General features: G+C 72.1%; 5 protein-coding genes. All 5 read left to right on the top strand.

All coding sequences use genetic code 11. The annotated features are described in order from the left end of the window. Positions 1-255: 255 nt before the first annotated feature. Genes FHW79_RS12105 through FHW79_RS12085 form a run of 5 tightly spaced genes read left to right on the top strand, consistent with a single transcriptional unit; the run spans position 256 to position 17,915 of the window. A complete protein-coding gene (locus tag FHW79_RS12105) occupies positions 256-12,855 on the top strand; it encodes a non-ribosomal peptide synthetase (RefSeq protein ID WP_183179136.1) in 12,600 nt (4,199 codons plus the stop codon). Next, entirely contained in the window at positions 12,852-13,868 is a 1,017-nt protein-coding gene (locus tag FHW79_RS12100) for a TauD/TfdA family dioxygenase (RefSeq protein ID WP_183179135.1), read from the top strand. Before FHW79_RS12105 ends, FHW79_RS12100 begins: the two co-directional genes overlap by 4 nt. After that, positions 13,865-15,514: an ATP-binding cassette domain-containing protein gene (locus FHW79_RS12095; protein WP_183179134.1), complete on the top strand. Its 1,650-nt coding sequence runs from the start codon at positions 13,865-13,867 to the stop codon at positions 15,512-15,514. The genes FHW79_RS12100 and FHW79_RS12095 overlap by 4 nt, the downstream gene beginning before the upstream one ends. Beyond that, complete coding sequence (locus FHW79_RS12090) at positions 15,511-17,163, top strand: cyclic peptide export ABC transporter (RefSeq protein ID WP_183179133.1); 1,653 nt, start codon at positions 15,511-15,513, stop codon at positions 17,161-17,163. The genes FHW79_RS12095 and FHW79_RS12090 overlap by 4 nt, the downstream gene beginning before the upstream one ends. Continuing rightward, on the top strand, positions 17,163-17,915 hold the full coding sequence (locus FHW79_RS12085) for an alpha/beta fold hydrolase (protein ID WP_211108228.1): 753 nt from the start codon (positions 17,163-17,165) through the stop codon (positions 17,913-17,915). The genes FHW79_RS12090 and FHW79_RS12085 overlap by 1 nt, the downstream gene beginning before the upstream one ends. Positions 17,916-17,993 lie beyond the last annotated feature (78 nt).

Genomic DNA, 17,993 nt, shown 5'->3' with positions numbered 1-17,993 from the left:
CCACGACGATGGACGCGAGATCCCTTGCGACGGGATATCCGCATACGGGTGCATTCGATTTCGTTCCATAAACGAAATGCGTCTTTCTCAAACGTCAAAATTTCTTTTAGTTGTATCATCCGTTGACAATCCCCTCTTTGGACGTATTTTTGTCGGAATAATCCCTATTTGGGATGCATATGACGTTTCCGTAAAAATTCGCCGCGAATTTTCCCGTCGGATCATTGCAACGCCGAAGGAATTGTGGGGATTTCGATGCCCGACACCACGCCGCACCTCCCCAACGACCGCCTTCGTCTATCCGGCGGTTTCGGACCGGTCCGGCTCTGGCCCGACCTTCGTCTGCACGAGGGATTCGAACGCCTAGCGGACCGGCAGCCCACCGCCCCGGCGGTGGTGACGGAGGGCGGCGTCCTCGACCGCGCCGGGCTGGACGCGGCGGCCAACGCGCTGGCCCACGCGCTGCTGGCGTTCGGGCTGGACAGGGAGGAGCCGGTCGGCGTGCTGGCGGAGCGGTCGGGCTGTCTACCGCAGGCCTTCCTCGGCATTCTGAAGGCGGGCGGCGTCTATGTGCCGATGGTCGCCGACCTGCCCCCGGAGCGGTTGGCGAACATGGCGCGGCAGGCGGGGATGCGGCTGCTGATCGCGCTCGACGGGCTGGCCCCGCCGGAGGCGCTGGCCGATGCCCTGTCCACCAATGGCAAAGCGGAACGGCCGCAAGCCGTCCTGCGCCCCGAATCCCTGGACGGGGACAGCCTCGCCAAGTCCGCGGAGCGCCCGAACCGGCCCGGCCCGGTCAACGGGCTGGCGGTCATCCTCTTCACCTCCGGCTCCACCGGCCAGCCGAAGGGCGTGCTGATCCAGCACGACGCCTGCGTGAATCTGGCGCTCGGCCACACCGAGGCGCAGGGCGTCGGGCCGGGCGACCGGGTGCTGCTCTCCACCTCCCCCGGCTTCATCCTGGGCTTCCGCGAGTTGTGCCTGCCGCTGCTCTCGGGGGCCGCTTATGTCCCAGCCTCGCGCGCGCTGATCGACGATCCAGCCCGGTTGCTCGACCACATGGCCGGGCTGGGCGTGACCATCGCCCTGTTCACGCCGTCCTACCTGCGGCTTCTGCGCGGCGCGGTTCCGGCGGGGCTGCGCATGATCCTGACCGCTGGGGAGCGCCCCAACCCCGACGACGCGCGGCATTATGCCCGCCACCTCGACTATTGGAACATGCATGGCGCCACCGAGGTCTGCGGCACCATCTGCATGCACAAGGTGAATCCGGACGGCAACGGCCCGCTGCCCAGCGGGCGGCCCTTCACCAACAACGCCGTCCATCTGCTGGACCGCCACGGCAACGAGGTTCCCGATGGCGAGGTCGGCGAGATCCATGTCGTCGGGCGGGGCGTCTCGCGCGGCTACCTGAACCAGCCCGAGCTGTCGGCGGAGAATTTCGTCGAGACGCGCTTCGGGCGCGCCTACCGCACGCACGATCTTGGGCGTTGGAACGAAAGCGGCGACCTGGAGACGCTGGGCCGGGCCGACGACATGGTGAAGGTGTCCGGACAGTCGGTTTCGCTGGGCGAGATTGAGCGGACGCTTCTGCGCCACCCGCTGGTCAGCCGCGCCGCCGCCCTCCAGCACCAGGGCCGCCTTGCCGCCATCGTCGAGAGCGCCGATCCGGAGGCCGCGCAAGCGGAGGACTGGCGTGCCTTCCTCGGCCGCAGCCTGCCCGCCTACATGGTGCCGGCGCGGGTGAAGGCGGTGGCGCGGATGCCGATCAGCTCCGCCGGCAAGACCGACCGCCGCGCCCTGCTGGCGCTCGCCGAAGAGGCATTGACCGCCGCGCGCCGCACCGGCGGAACGCCGCCGCGAGGCGAACTGGAACAGGCCATCGCCGCGGTGTGGGAGGAGGTTCTGGACACCCGCCCGGTGATGCGGGATGTCCCGTTCTTCGCCATCGGCGGCACCAGCCTGCTCGCCATCGCGGTCGGCCAGCGCCTCCACGCGCTCGGCCATCCGGTGGCGGTGCCGGTGATCCTGGCCTCCCAGACGGTGGAGGCCCTGGCCCGCCGCATCGCGGACCAGACGGGCGAGGACACCGCCCCGCCGGACCTGAGCGAAGGTCCCGCCACCGCCGGGCAGGAGGATTTCTGGGTCGCCGCCAAGCTCGGCCTCGCCGCCGCCGGATCGCACGTCGTGCGCGTCCTGTCGGTGCGTGGCCCGGTTCCGGACGCGGAGCGCTGGCGCACCGCCTGGGCCGCCCTGCTGGAGCGCCACCCGGCCCTGCGCACCGCCTTCCACGCCGACGCCGACGGGCGGTTGGGTTGGCGCACGGTTCCCGCCGCCGACCTGACGCCCGCCGCCGGCTTCTCCGTCGACCGCTGCCACGTCCCGGAGGAGGCGCGGGAACTGATCGCCGGCTACGCCGAGACGCCCTTCACCCTGACCGAGGCACCGCTGGCCCGCGCCGGCCTGATGGTCGTCGAATCCGGCAACGAGACGCTGTTCTGGTTCGTGCTGCATCATGCCGTGGTGGACGGCCAGTCCGCCCGCACGGTTCAGGAGGATGTCCTGGCCCTGCTGCTGGGCCACCCCCTGCCGCCGGCGCCGCACGGCATCGCGCTGGCCGCGTGGGACGAGGCGCGCCATCTCCGCTCCAGCCGGGCGGAGCGGGACCGCGCCTTCTGGCAAGCCACGCTGGACGCCCTGCCGCCCGAGGCGTTCGAGGAGCTTCCGCTCGACCAGCCCCGTCCCACCACGCCCGGCGGCCGCTCCGCCCCACCTCTGGCGGAGCGGCTGGACGCCGCGACCACCACGGCCCTCACCGCCATCGCGTCGGCGCAGGGCGTCGGCCTGCACGGGCTGCTGCTGGCGATCCTGGCGGCGGAGGCGCGGAGGCGCGGCGGGCGGGCCGACCTGATCCTGGGCACCGGCGTCTCGCTGCGCCCGGCGGGGGCCGAGGACGCGGTCGGGCATTTCGTCAATCTCGTGCCGGTTGCCCTGCCCGGCGCCCCGACGGCGCTGTCCGAGCAGGTCCGCGTCGCCCAGGACGCGCTGACCGAGGCGGTCGGACACGCCGGCCTGCCCGCCAACCTGATCCAGCGTGAATTCCGCCAGCGCCACCCCGACGCGCTGCCGCCCGCCCGCCCCAACCTCTTCGCGGTGGCGCTGACCGCCAACCCGCCGCGCAGCAGCGGCGATCCGGCCAGCGGCCTGTCGCTGGCCCCGCGCCGCCTGCCCGGCGCGCGCGCGCATCCCGCCGCCGGCCTCGACCTCGCCTTCAGCCACGAGCCGGTAACGGATGGCGACGGCGAGGGGCTGGAACTCGCCCTGCTGTGGAACCCGGACGTCCACACGGAGGCCACCGCGCGCTCCTGGCTGGCCGGCTTCGCCGCCTGGGCGCGCTGGCTCGCCGCCGACCCGGCGCGGCTGGAATCGTCTCCGCCCGCCCTGTTGTCGGAGGAGGCGGCCCTTCTGGAGCGTTGGGAACAGGGCGAGGAGCGTCCCCGCCCGCCACGCCGCGTCCATGAGCTGTTCGAAGAGATCGCTGCTCGCCAGCCGGACCAGCCTGCCGTCGTCACCCGCGGCGGCGTGCAGACCTATGGCAACCTGAACCGGGACGCCGACCGCATCGCCGCCGCCCTGCTGCGCTGCTGCGTGTCACGGCAGGAGGCCGTGGCGGTGCTGACCGGCTGCTCCCAGGACCTGCCCGCGGCGGTGATCGGCGTCTGGAAAGCCGGGGCGGCTTATCTGCCGCTGGCCCACGACCTGCCGCCGGAGCGCATGGCCTACATGGTCCGCGACGCCGGCGTCCGGCTGCTGATCGCGCTGGACGGGCAGCCCGTCCCGTCCGCCCTGGCCGAGGCCGTGCCGGTGCTGATCCGCCCGGAAAACCTCGAAGGTTCCGCCGCACCGACCGTCGTGGCCGGGGCGCCGGACGACCTCGCCTACATCATCTACACTTCCGGCACCACCGGGCATCCGAAGGGGGTGGCGGTCCGTCACAACGGCTTCATCAACGCCGCGCTGGGAACCGGGGAAACCGTTGGGCTGCGCGCCGACGACCGTATGGCGCTGGCGGCGACTCCGGGATTCGACGCCTCGCTGTGGGAACTCGGGCTGGCGCTGCTTCATGGGATGGCGCTGGTGCCGGTGCCGCCGGACCTGCGGGACGATCCCTGGGCGCTGAAGGACGTCTACGCGGAGCTGGGCGTCACCGTGGCCTTCCACGCCCCCTCCTACCTGCGGGTCAGCCAAGAGAAGCCGTTCCGCGGCCTGCGCATCCTGCTGACCGGCGGAGAGGCGCCGAACGCCGACGACGCCCGCCACCACGCAGCCGATCTGGCCTTCTGGAACGCCTACGGCCCCTCCGAGGCGAGCATCCTCGTATCCATGGGCCGCATCCTGCCCGACAGCGGGCGCGGCGGGCCGGTCCCCGCCGGACGCCCGATGCCCAACAGCCGGGTCACGCTGCGCCGCCCGGACGGCACGCCGGTTCCACCGGGCCTGCCGGGGGAGGTGTGGCTGGGCGGGGTGGGGCTGGCCCGCGGCTACCTCAACAACGCCGACCTGACCGCGCGCGCCTTCGTCGAGACGGCGGAGGGCCGCTTCTATCGCACCGGCGATCTGGGCCGCTGGACGGCGGATGGGCAACTGGTCCTATGTGGCCGCATCGATCATCAGGTGAAGTTGCACGGCCAGCGCGTCGAACTTGCCGAGATCGAGCAGGACCTGCTGGCCCACCCCTCTGCCGCGCAGGCCATCGTCTTGGTGGACGCCGCGGCGGAGGGCACCAAGGCCCTGCGCGCCTTCGTGCGTGCCAAGGACGGCGCCGCCCTGCCCGACGAGGGGGGGTGGCGCGCCTTCCTCGCCGACCGCCTGCCCACCTTCATGGTACCGGCCAGCGTGACGGCGGTGGAGAGTGTCCCGCTGACACCGGCGGGCAAGATCGACCGCGGCGCCCTGCTCCGCCTTGCCCACTCCGATGGCCACGCCGCCACGGTGGAGCGGCAGGCGCCGCGAGACGGACTGGAACACCGCGTCGCCGCCCTGTGGAGCGATCTGCTGGGGGAGAAGGTCGCGCGCAACGACAACTTCTTCGCGCTCGGCGGCAACAGCCTGCTGGCGGTGACCATCGCCCACCGGCTGTCGCAGGAGCTGGGCGTGGCCGTTCCGGCGCGCGCGCTGTTCGCCGCACCGACCCTGGCCGGCTTCGCCCGCAAGGTGGCGGAATTGCGCGACGCGCAAGCGCCTCTGGCCGAGGCGGACGAGTCCGACCTTGCCACCGAAGGGGAGCGGGAGTTCTGGGTGGCCGAGGCGGCGGGGCTGGACACCCGGCCCTTCATCATCCCGGTGATCCGCGCCGTGGCGGGCGAGTTGCCGGACGCAGACCGCTGGTCGGACGCCTGGACGGCGCTCGCAGAAAGGCATGAGGCGCTGCGCACGACCTTCGCGGAAGATGCGGAAGGGCGTTTGCGCCGCTGCGTCGCCATGACCGTCGATGGTGCGCTGGAGCCGTCGACGCAGGCCGACCGCGCCACCGCCCTCGCCCACATCCGCGCCCGTCAGGGGGAGCCCTTCGCCATGGCAGCCGCGCCGCTGTGGCGGGCCGGGCTGGTGACCTTGGCGGACGGCGGCGCGCCGCTGTTCTGGATGGCGCTGCATCACTCCATCGGCGACGGGCGCTCCGTCGGCGTCCTGCTGGAGGAACTGACCGCGCTGCTGGCGGGGAAGGGCCTGCCGCCCCTTCCCGCCCGCTACGCCACCCTGGCCAGCCGCGAGCGGCACTATCTGGACGGCCCGGACCGCGCCGCGGACGAGGCCCATTGGCGGACTCTGCTGTCCACCCTGCCCGCCGAGTCCTTCGAGGACTGGCCGCTCGACACCCCGCGCGCCGCCGGGGCCACACCCGGCAGCCACCGCTTCGAGCTGCGGCTGGACCCGGCCACCGCGGCCGGGCTGAAGGCCGTCGCCCGCCGATACGAGGCCAGCCTGCACGCCGTCCTGCTGACCCTGCTGGCGCGCGAGGTGCGGCGGCGCACCGGGCGCGGCGCCGTCACCATCGGCACCACCGGCGACATCCGGGAAACCGCCGAGGACGCGCGCGTCGTCGGCTACGGCGTGAACATGCTGCCGCTGGCCCTCCAGTCCGCGGCCGGAGCCCCCTTCGGAGCGGAGTTGCGCGCCACCCAGGCGGCCCTGGCCGAAGCGCTCCAGCACGCCCGCCTGCCCTTCGCGCGGATCTGCCACGGCTTCTGGACCGATCGTCCGCAGCACCGCGACCCGGCGCGCTACCCGCTGTTCGACATCGCGGTGACGGAAAACCCGCAAGCCGGCCCCGCCGCCGGCGCGCTGCGTTTCGTCCGTCCCGATGGTGAAGGGCTGGCCTATGAACGCACCGGCCATTCGCCGGGCCAGGACATGGTGCTGATCCATGAAGGGCTGGCCGACGGCGGGCTGCTGCTGCAATGGCACGTCAACGCCGCACTCTACGCCAAGGACACGGCGGAGCGCTGGTTCGACGCTCTGGCCGGCTGGGCGCGCTGGCTGGGGGACGACGACGCCCGCGCCGAGGCGACGCCCCCCGCCCTGCTGCCGGAGGAGGAAGCCACCCTAGCCGCGTGGGAGTACGGCACGGCGGCGGAGCGCCCGGCGCTGCCCTTCCACGCGCTGGTCGAGCGGCTGATCGACCGTCCCGGCACCGGCCAGGGCGGGCGCGCGGCGGTCATCGCCGCCGAACGGGTTCTGACCTACCGCGCGGTGGAAGCGGAGGCCAACGCCATCGCCCACGCCTTACGGGAGCACGGGGCGGAACGCGGCACCGTGGTCGGCGTCCTGACCGGCCGCTCCCCCAACCTGCCCGCCGCCCTGCTGGGCGTGTGGAAGGCGGGCGCGGTGTATCTGCCGCTGGCCGCTGACCTGCCGGCGGACCGGCTGGCCTTCATCGCCGGAGACGCTGGAGCGGCCTTGCTGCTGGCGCTGGACGGCGTTGCGGTACCGCCGGCGCTGTCCGCCCTGCCCCTTTTGCGCCCGGATGATCTCTCCGCCGATTTCCGCACCGCCCACGCCCACCGGCCGCAGGCCTCGACGGGACCGGAGGACACCGCCTACATCCTCTACACCTCCGGCTCCACCGGCCGGCCCAAGGGCACGCCGGTCAGCCACGGCGCCTATGTGAACATGGTGCTGGGAACCGTCGAGACCTTCGGCCTGACCGCCGAGGACCGGACGCTGATGTTCGCCTCGCCCTCCTTCGACGTGTCGCTGTCGGACATCGGCGTGCCTCTGGCCGCCGGGGCGGCGCTCTGCGCCGTTCCCTACGACGTGCTGAGCGCGCCGGCCCGCCTGCTGTCCTTCCTGGAGGAGCAGCGGGTGACCGTCGCCGACCTCACCCCGACCTATCTGCGCCTGTTCGACGGTGCGGAGCTGCCGTCGCTGCGCATCCTGGTGACCGGGGGCGAGGCGCCGCTGGCGGCGGATGTGCGGGCCTACGCCGGACGGCTGCGCTACTACAACGCCTACGGCCCAACCGAGAACACCATCACCAGCGCCATGGGGCTGCTGGGCACGGAGGATCGGGGCTTCCTGCCCGTCGGGCGTCCGCTGCCCAACACGTCGGTCCATATCCGCGACGCGGCGGGCCGCCCGGTGCCGCCGGGGGCGGTGGGGGAAATCTGGCTGGGCGGCGCCAACCTCGCCAACGGCTATCTGAACCGTCCGGAGCAGGAGTCGGCGGCCTTCGTCGGGACGGGACACGGGCGGCTCTACCGCTCCGGCGACCTCGGGCGCTGGCGCGCCGACGGCGAACTGGAGGTGCTGGGCCGCATCGATGATCAGGTGAAGCTGAACGGCATCCGCATCGAACTCGGCGAGATCGAACAGGCGCTGGGCGCCCACCCCGACATCGCGCAAGCCGTGGCCCTGGTGCAGGGCAAGGCCGGCGCCGCGCAGAGCCTGTGGGCCTTCGTCTGCCCCATCCCCGGCAAGCCGGTCCCGGCCGAGGAGTCCTGGCGCGGCTGGCTGGCCGAACGACTGCCTACCGTGATGATCCCGGCCGGGGTGATCGCGGTGGAGAGCGTGCCCGTGACGGCATCGGGCAAGGTGGACCGCGCGGCCCTGCAAGGGCTGATCGCCGGCCACGCCCCGCAGGGTGAGCGGATGGCGCCGCAGGGCCGGCTTGAGGAGGCCGTCGCCCGCGTCTGGGCGGAGCGGCTGGGCCGCGGCCCGGTCTGGCGCGACGACAATTTCTTCGCCCTCGGCGGCCACAGCCTGCTCGCCATCGCCGTCGCCCACGCGCTGGAGACGGAGTTGGGGCGCCCGGTTTCCGCCCGCGACCTGTTCACCGAACCGACCCTGCGCGGCTTCGCCGCCCGCCTCGCCACCGCCGTTCCGGCGGACACCCTGCCGGACGCCGACTCCGACCGCGCGACCGAAGGCCAGCGGGAGTTCTGGGTGGCCGAGCAGGCCGGGCTGGACGTCCGTGGCTTCAACATCCCCCTGACATTGGTGGTGGAGGGCGCCCCCCCGGCCGATGACCGCTGGCGGGACGCCTGGGCCGCCCTGGGCGAGCGGCACGAGGCTTTGCGCACCAGCTTCCAGGAGGACGGGAGTGGCGCGCTGCGCCGGATCGTCCACGCCACGACCTCCGGTCTTGAGATTAGCACGACCCCCGACCGCGCCGCCGCGCTGGACCTCATCCGGGCGCGCCAGACGGAACCCTTTGCCATGGCCGCCCCGCCGCTGTGGCGGGCCGGGCTGGTGCGGGTGGCGGACGGCAGCGGCGCCCTGTTCTGGCTGGCCCTGCACCATTCCATCGGCGACGGCTTGTCGCTTGGCCTGCTGGCGAACGACCTCGCAGCATTGCTGCGCGGGATGCCGCTGCCCGGCCGCGCCCCCGGCTTCGGCCGCTCCGCCGCGCGGGAAGAGTCCTATATGGCCGGCGAGGCCGCCCGGACGGACGCGGAGCATTGGCGGCGCCTGCTCGCCGGAATCGACCCCGCCGCCTTCGAGGAATGGCCGCACGACAAACCCCGTCCGCCGGCGCGCAACGCGGAGTCGGCCAAGGGAAGCCATTGCCACCGCGTCCGCCTCGCCCCCGACGTGGCGGAGGCGTTGCGCGCCCTCGCCCGGCGCAACGGCGCCAGCCTGCACGCGCTCATGATGACCCTGATGGCGCGCGAGGTGCGGCGCCGCACCAGCCGGACGGCGTTCCTGATGGGCACCGCCGCGTCCACCCGCGAAACGGCGGAGGAGGCGAGCGTCGTCGGCTACTTCATCAACATGCTGCCGGTGCCCTTCAGCGTGGACCGGAGCGAACCGCTGGAACAGGCGGTCAAGGCCACGCAAAGCCGTCTGGCGGAAGCGCTGCGCCATGGTCGCCATCCCTTCGCCCGCATCCACCAGGAGTTCCGCCGCAGCCAACCGCAGGCGCATCACCCGGCCCGCTACCCGCTGTTCGATCTGGCGGTGACGGAAAATCCGGCGATGGCCGCCCCGAGCGGCGACGGGCTTCGCTTCGCGGCTATCGACACCTTCGATGGAAATGGCATCCAGTACGAGCTGCGCCACAGCGCCCCCGCCCAGGACCTCGTGCTGGTCCATGAGGGGCAGGCGGATGGTGGTTTGGTCCTCCAGCTTTACGCCAACGCCGCCCTCTACGAGCGAGAAACCGCCCAGGCCTGGACGGCGGCCCTGGCCGGCTGGGCGCGGCGGCTGGCCGATCAACAGCGTACACCAGACGCCCCGCTGCCCGCTCTGCTGCCGGCCCTGCTGCCGGAGGAGGAAACGCTGCTCGCGGCGTGGGAGCATGGTCCGGCGATGCCGCATCCGGTTCCCTGCTTCCACCACCGGTTCGCCGCGCTGGCGCGCTCGCAGCCGGATCGCCCCGCCCTCATCACCGATGACGGCGCGGTCAGCTACGCCGCGATGAACGTCCGCGCCAACGCGCTGGCCCACGCACTGCTGGCGCAAGGGCTGCGGAGCGGCGATGCGGTCGGAGTCCTGACGGAGCGCTCGCCCGCCCTGCCCGAAGCGGTACTGGCGATCTGGAAGGCCGGGGCCGCCTATCTGCCGCTGACCCGCGACCTGCCGGCGGACCGGCTGGCCTTCATCGCCCACGACGCGGCCATCCGCATCGTCGTGGCGCTGGATGGCCACCCCCTGCCCGACACGCTGGCGCAGGCCGGATACGCCGTCCTCCGCCCGGAAGCCCTGACCGGGGACTTCCGCGCCGCCCATGCCCATGAGCCGGAGGCCGGGGAACGCAGCGGTCCCGGCGATCCGGCCTACATCATCCACACCTCGGGGTCCACCGGGGTGCCGAAGGGGGTGGTGCTGCATCATGGCGGGCTGCTGAACCTCGGCCTGTCGATGGCGCGGATGATGGGGGTTCAGCCGGACGAACGGACGCTCCTCAGCTCCTCCCCCTCCTTCGACGCCTGGATCTCCGATTCCGTGATGACCTGGGCGACGGGCGGCGCCCTCGTGCCGATCCGCCGCGCCGAGATGGACGACACCGCCGGGCTGCGCGCCAAGATGGAGCGGCTGGGCGTCACCTCCGCCACCCTGCCGCCCTCCTACCTGCGGCTGTTCGAGCAGGCGGAACTGCCGACCCTGCGCATCCTGATGACGGTGGGCGAGCCGCCCAACGCCGCCGACGCCCTGCACTACGCGGCCCGGCTGCGCTACATCAACGGCTACGGCCCGACCGAGAACACCGCCGCGGCCAGCGTCGGCATCCTGTCCCCGGACTCGCCGTGGATGAGCGCCGGGCGTCCGCTGCCCAACACCGCCATCCACATCCTGGACGAGGACGGCGAGCCGGTGCCCCCCGGCGCCATCGGCCATGTCTGGCTGAGCGGCATGGGGCTGGCCATCGGCTATCTGAACCGGCCCGACCTGACCGCCGCCGCCTTCGTCGAGACGGCGAAGGGCCGCCGCTACCGCACCGGCGACCTCGGCCGCTGGCTGCCCAACGGTGAGCTTCTGGTCCTCGGGCGGTCGGACAGCCAGGTGAAGCTGCGCGGCCAGCGCGTGGAGCTGGGCGAGGTCGAGCACCGGCTGGAATCCTACCCCGGCGTCCAGCAGGCGGTGGCCCTGGTGGACACGCCGCCGGGCGGTACCCAGACGCTGTGGGCCTTCGTCAGCCTCGCGCCCGATGCCGCGGAGCCGACGCAGGCCGCCTGGGCCGCTCATGCGGCGGCGGCGCTGCCCACCTACATGGTGCCGGCGGCGGTGATCCGGGTGCCGGCGATCCCGGTGACGGTGGCCGGCAAGGTGGACCGCAAGGCTCTGCTGCAAGCGTTGGCCGACCACGCGCCCTCCGAAGGCACGGCCTCCGGCGCCTACACCCCGCCGCGCAACGCGGTGGAGCAGCGGGTGGCGGAGCTGTGGGCGGAGCAGCTTCAACGGCCCGTTCCGGGGCGGGAGGCCGGCTTCTTCGAGCTGGGCGGCGACAGCCTGCGGGCGATCGCCGTGGTCAACCGCCTGCGCCGCGAATTTGCCTGCAAGATCAACGACCTCTACGAGGCGCCGGTGCTGGCGGATTTCGCGCTGCGCCTGCGGCCCCAGCCGGACCATCTGCACCGCGTCATCGCCGCCGTCCGCTCCCATTGGCGGGACTATCAGGCGACCCTGCCCGCCTTCGACGCCGCCCGCGACCGGGCGCTGGCCGAGCAGCAGCAAGCCTACGAGGCGCGCAACGCCGCCTACGCCGCCTTCGACGGGACGGAGCGGCGCGACTATGGCGAGGCGCTGCTGACCGGCGCCACCGGCTATCTCGGCGCCTATCTGCTGCGGGAGCTTCTGTCCGATCCGGCGCGGAAGGTGACCGCCCTGGTGCGCGGGGGCGACGACGGCGCCGCCCGCGCCCGGCTGGGCCGCGTGCTGGCCGGCTATTTCGGGGCGGCGGGCGGCGCCGCGCTGATCGCCGATCCACGCCTGACCGTGCGGGCTGGCGACCTGCGCCGCGACGGGCTCGGTCTCGCCCCCACGGTGCGCGGCGCGCTGGCGGAGGGGGTGCGGGCGGTCTTCCACTGCGCGGCCAACGTCAACCATTTCGGCCATTACGCGGAGTTCCACGCCGACAATGTGGAGGCGACGCGCCGGCTCCTCGACCTCGCCGCAGCACGGAGCGGCGACCCGGCGGACTTCCACCTGATCTCCACCCTGTCGGTCACCGGCAAGGCGCCGGAGGACGGCTTCAAACTGGTCACCGAGTACGATGCGGTGCCGGAGACGCTCGACGAAAACTACTACGTCCGCAGCAAGCAGGAGGCGGAACGGCTGGTCACGGCGGCGCGCGGCGATCTGCGCAACGCCAGCATCCACCGCGTCGGCAACGTCGTCTTCGCGGCGGAGGGCGGGCCCTTGCAGTTGAACCTGAGGGACAACGCCTTCTTCCGGCAACTGGCCGCCTTCGTGCGGCTGGGGGTGGTGCCCGACGATTCGCACGTCTGGCTGTGCCATGTCGATCTTGTGGCCCGCGCGGTGGCGCTGCTGGCCAATGCCGCCGGCCTCGCCAACGAGACGCACCATGTGGAGAACCACCGCCGCGACACGCTGGCCGACTTCGTCACCTCGGCGGCGGGCATGGCGGGTGCCGTGCGGGCGGTCGGCTTCGACGCTTTGCTCGACCGGCTAGAACGCGCCATCGCGGAACCGGAAATGGACGGCGCCCTGGCCCAGACGCTGGAGGGTTTCGGCCTCTACAGCGGGCGCTCCCCCCAGGCGCGCGGGCGGCGGCAGGAGCTGACCTCCGAACGCACGCAGGGGCTGCTCGGCCGCATGGGCTTCGCCTGGCCGCCGGTTCCCCGCGCCGGGCAGGCCGACATGCTGCGCGCCGCCGCGGACCTCTTCACCCGATGAACGCCTCCGGAGCCACCATGCTGACCCATGTCCACGACCTTGGCTTCCGCACCGGGGAGTTCACCGTCGAGCCGCTGCCCGACACCGAGACGGCGCGCGTGCTGACCGTCCTGGCCGCCCGCCACTCGGCGGGGAGCGACGCCGCCGCCCTCGTCCCGGACGGGCGGGAGACGGGCTTGCGCGGCGAACTGGCGGAGGCCGCGCCCGGCCTGTCCGCGCTGGCGACGGCGATCCGCGACCGGTTGGAAAGCAGCCACAGCGGCGTGCTGATCCGCCACGCCCATCTCCGCCGCCATGATCTCGACACCCGGCGGCGCCTGCTCTACGCGCTGGCGGTCTGCATGGGCGCGCCGACCGCGACCGACCGGATCGACCGCAAGGTGGTGTGGGATATCAAGCTCCGCCCCGAACTGGTCCGCAGCGGCAGCGCCTCCACCTTCTCCGAGCACGCCGACGAGGCCGACTTCCACACCGACACCCAGTATTTCCCGACCCCCGAACGCTACATGCTGCTCTATTTCGCCCGGGCGGCGGCCTGTGGCGGCGGGCGGTCCAGCCTGCGCGACGCCCGCTGCGTCCGCGAGGCCCTGGCCGGCAGCGACGAGGGGCGCTGGGCGCTGGACCTGCTGTCGCGGACGGCGCTGCCCTTCCGCATCCCCGCCACCTTCACCCGCACCGGATCGCGGGACGCGGTGGAAGTGACCTTCGCCACCGTCTTCGGCGACCGGCCGCTCATCCGTTTCCGCACCGACACGCTGCGCCGCGGACTGGCCGCCTGTCCGGAGCACGACACGCCGGAGGTCCGCCGCGCGCTCGCCATCCTCCAGGCGGAGCTGGACAACCCGGCGCGGCGGCTGGAGACCTTCATGGAGTCCGACAGCCTGCTGGCGATGAACAACCACGAGGCGCTCCATGGCCGCGGCGCCTTCGCCGACCCGGAGCGCCACGCCCTGCGCATCCGCATCGACGACGGCGCTCCGCAGGATATCGGCCCGCAGGATCACGCGCGATGAACCTCCTCCGCCTGCTGGGACGGCTGGGACCGGCGCCGCTGCGCCGGCTGGTTCTCTACGCGCTGGGGTCGGCCCTTTTCTCCACTCTGGTGCTCGCCCTGGTCAACCGCGGGGCGGAGGAGATCGCCGCGGAGAAGGCCGACTTCGTCAACGTGCCGCTGGCCGCCGCCTTCGTCGTCAGCGTCCTCCTCTACATGCTCCTGGAAGGCCGCATGGTCGCCCACCTGTCGGCGGACGCGGAGGAGGTGGTGGACAGCCTGCGCATGCGGCTGCTCGACCAGATCCGCCGCGCCGACCTGTGGAAACTGGAACGCTTCGGCCAGACCCCGCTGTTCGAAAGCGTGACGCAGAGCAGCCAGCTCATCTCGCAGAACTCGCAGTTCCTGGCGCTGACGGTGCGCTCGGTCCTGCTGACCGGGACGATCCTGCTCTACATCGCCACCATCTCGCCGGTCGCCTTCCTGCTGATCGGCGGGCTTCTGGGTGCCGGGGCATGGTTCTACATCCGGCTGGGGCGCGCGCTGGAGGAGCGCCAGCGCGCCATGATGGCGGAGGAGGCCGCCCTGTTCGAAGGCGTGTCGGACCTGTTCGACGGCTTCAAGGAACAGCGGTTGAACAGCGCCCGCAGCCACGACCTGAACGCCGCCTTCGGCACCGTGTCCGACCGCACCACCACGGCCCGCGGCGTGGTTCATCTGCACACCTGGCAGCAGTTCGTGTTCGGCGAATGCGCCTTCAACCTGATGCTGGGCGTGGTCGTCTTCGTCGTGCCGTCCTACTCCAGCGCCATTTCGGCGGAACTGGTGAAGATCACCGCCGCCATCTTCTTCATGTCGGCCCCGGTCTTCGGGCTGATGCAGTCTCTGGCGGTGATGAGCGCCGCAGAGGCCGCCGCCGGGCGAATGATGGCCCTGGAAGGCCAGCTTTCGGAACTGGCCGAGGCCGGAAGCGACGGCCCCGCCCTGCCGGTGCCGGTCAACTTCACCGAATTGCGGATGGAAGGGGTGGAGTTCGCTTTCCCCGCCCCGCCGGGCGAGCCGCCCTTCGCGGTCGGCCCCTTCGACCTGACCATCCGGCGCGGTGAGGTGATCTTCATCACCGGCGGCAACGGGTCGGGCAAATCGACCTTCATCAAGCTGCTGACCGGCCTCTACCACCCTCTGCGCGGGCGAATCACGGTGGACGGCGTGACGGTCGGGCCGCAGCGCATCGCCGCCTACCGCGAGCTGATGGCGACCGTCTTCGCTGACTTCCATCTGTTCGCCCGGCTCTACGGCCAGGACGCCCTCAACCCTGTGGAGGCCGCCGAGTTGATGCGCTGGATGGAGATGGAGCGGGTCACCGCGCTGGAAGGCGACCGCTTCGGGCGGCGCGACCTGTCCGCCGGGCAGCGCAAGCGGCTGGGCCTCGTCGCCGCGATCCTGGAGAAGGCGCCGATCCTGATCCTCGACGAATGGGCCGCCGACCAGGACCCGCATTTCCGCTTCAAGTTCTACCGGGAGGTCGTGCCGGAATTGAAGCGGCGCGGCCTGACCATCGTGGCGGTGACCCACGACGACCATTACTTCGACGTCGCCGACCGCCGCCTGCACATGGAGGAAGGCCGCCTGACCGAACTCGCCCATAGGACGGAGGGCGTGGCATGAGGCTGGCCGCCATCGTCCTGCGCGAGCTTCCGGAGAATCTGCGCACGCTCGCCCTGATGAACGTCCTGTCGGCGATCGCGACCGCGGCGCTGCTGTGGCTGGTCGACGCCGCCGCCAAGGACGCCGCCAAGGGCATCGTCAGCCCGCGGCTTCTGGTGATGTACGCGGTCACGGTGACGCTGTTCGGGGTGACCCACAATTACGCGCTGGTCACCGCGTCCCAGGACGCCGAACGGCTGATCCACAAGATCCGCCTGCGCCTGTTCGATCTGGTGCGCCGCGCCGACTTGGTGACCGTGGACCGCATCGGGCGGGCGTCGCTGCACGGCGTGCTGACCCAGGACACCCAGACGCTGGCCCAGACCCTGCCGCTTCTGGCGATCGGCGGGCAGCAGGCGGTGATGCTGGTCTTCCTGGCGGTCTATCTGGCCTGGCTGTCGCCGCTGGCCTGCGTGATGGCCTTCGCCTTCGCCGGGATCGCCGTGGCGGTGAAGGTCGCGCGGGTGCAGCGCCTGCGCCGCAGCATGGTGGAGGCGGCGGCGGCGGAATCGCGCGTCTTCGACGGGCTGACCGACCTGCTGCGCGGCTTCAAGGAGGTGCGGATGAACCGCCGCCGCGGCGACGGGCTGATCCGCGACCTCGCCGACGCCTCGTCCCGGGCGCGGGCGGTGAATGTGGACATGAAGGAGCAGTGGGGCCGCAACTTCGCGCTGGTCGAGGCGATGTTCTACACGCTGATCGGCATGATGGTCTTCGTCGTGCCGCTGTTCACCACCGGCTATCACGCGGTGGTGGTGGCGGCAACCACAGCGGCGCTGTTCATCGTCGGGCCGGTCAGCACCGTCTCCTTCGTCACACCGCTGGTCGCCCAGACCGAGATGGCCCTGTCCAACATCGAGGCGATGGAGGAGCGGCTGCGCGCCGCCGCCGGCGGCGTCCCGGACGAGGGGGCCGATTGCCTGCCCGGCCCGCCAAGCAGCGTCGCGCTGAAGGATGCCAGCTTCGCCTATCACGACGGCGAGGGCGCGCCGGTCTTCGCGGTCGGGCCGCTGTCGGCGGAATTCCGGGCGGGCGAAATCACCTTCGTCACCGGCGGCAACGGCTCCGGCAAATCCACCATGCTGCGCCTGCTGACCGGGCTGATGCCGTTGAGCGGCGGTCAACTCCTCGCCGACGGGGAGCCGGTGCCGGCGGAGCGGATGCAGAGCCACCGCGATACGATCTCGGCCATCTTCTCCGACTACCACCTGTCGCGCCGCCTCTACGGCGTCACCAACCCGGACCCGGCGCGCATCCACGCCCTGCTGGAGCGGCTGGAGATGCAGGACAAGGTGGCGGTCGCGGACGGCGGCTTCAGCACCGTCGCCCTGTCCACCGGCCAGCGCAAGCGGCTCGCCCTGGTGGTCGCGCAGTTGGAGGACAAGCCGGTCATCGTGCTGGACGAATGGGCCGCCGACCAGGACCCGCATTTCCGCCGCGTCTTCTACGAGGAGCTGCTGCCCGAACTGAAGGCGTTGGGCAAGATCGTCATCTGCGTGACCCACGACGAGCGCTGGTTCGGCCTCGCCGACCGCGTCTACCACATGAACGAGGGCCGCATCGAGAAAGGGCACGGCCACCATCACCTGTTCGCGCTGGAGACGGCGTGATGGCCCTGTCCCTGTCCCCCTGGCTGCACGGCGTCCGGCCGGTGTCGGCGCCGCGCCGTACCCTGGTCTGCTTCCCTTACGCCGGGGCCGGCGCCGCCGTCTTCCGCGACTGGGCGTTGGACGTCGGGCCGGACACCGAACTGCTGGCGGTGCGCCTGCCTGGGCGGGAGAGCCGCATCGGCGAGCCGCCGCTGCATCGGGTCGAGGACGCCCTGCCGGCCCTCCTGGCCGCGCTGGAGCCGCTGAGGGGCCGACCGCTGCTCCTGTTCGGCCATTCGCTGGGCGCGGCGCTGGCCTACGCCACGGCCCACGCACTGGTGGCGCGGGGTCGCTCGCCCGCCCTGCTTGTCGTGTCGGGGCGCCGGGCGCCGCACCTCCCGTCGCGGCGTCCACCCGTCCACGGCCTGGACGACGCGGCCTTCCGCGCCCGCCTTGCCACGCTGGGCGGCACGCCGCCCGAGGTGCTGGCTTGCGACGACCTGATGGAGCTGATGCTTCCCATGCTGCGGGCCGACTTCGCCATGTCCGACGCCTTCCTCGAACCTGATCCACCGCCGCTTCCCGTGCCGATTCTGGCCTTCGCCGGGGCGGAGGACACCGAGGCCACGGTGGAGGAGGTCGCCGGGTGGGAACGGCTGGCCGGGGCGGGCTTCACATTGCGCACGCTTGCCGGCGGCCATTTTTTCCTGCACAGGCAGCGCGCCAGGATTGTCCAATCTCTGATTGAGACGAATTTGCGAAACACCCATTGATCGTTGGCAGTCTTTTTGATGGCAAATCCTTTGACGACAACAACCGTATTCGTTAGCCCATATGACGGTGCCGCCGGC

It is taken from the genome of Azospirillum sp. OGB3 (genome assembly GCF_014192915.1).
Lineage (GTDB): Bacteria > Pseudomonadota > Alphaproteobacteria > Azospirillales > Azospirillaceae > Azospirillum.
This window is presented reverse-complemented; position numbering and strand designations above follow the sequence as displayed.

Coding starts and splice junctions, on each gene's coding strand:
- FHW79_RS12090 (WP_183179133.1), top strand. CDS start 15,511: ATGAGGCTGGCCGCCATCGTCCTGCGCGAGCTTCCGGAGAATCTGCGC.
- FHW79_RS12100 (WP_183179135.1), top strand. CDS start 12,852: ATGAACGCCTCCGGAGCCACCATGCTGACCCATGTCCACGACCTTGGC.
- FHW79_RS12095 (WP_183179134.1), top strand. CDS start 13,865: ATGAACCTCCTCCGCCTGCTGGGACGGCTGGGACCGGCGCCGCTGCGC.
- FHW79_RS12105 (WP_183179136.1), top strand. CDS start 256: ATGCCCGACACCACGCCGCACCTCCCCAACGACCGCCTTCGTCTATCC.
- FHW79_RS12085 (WP_211108228.1), top strand. CDS start 17,163: ATGGCCCTGTCCCTGTCCCCCTGGCTGCACGGCGTCCGGCCGGTGTCG.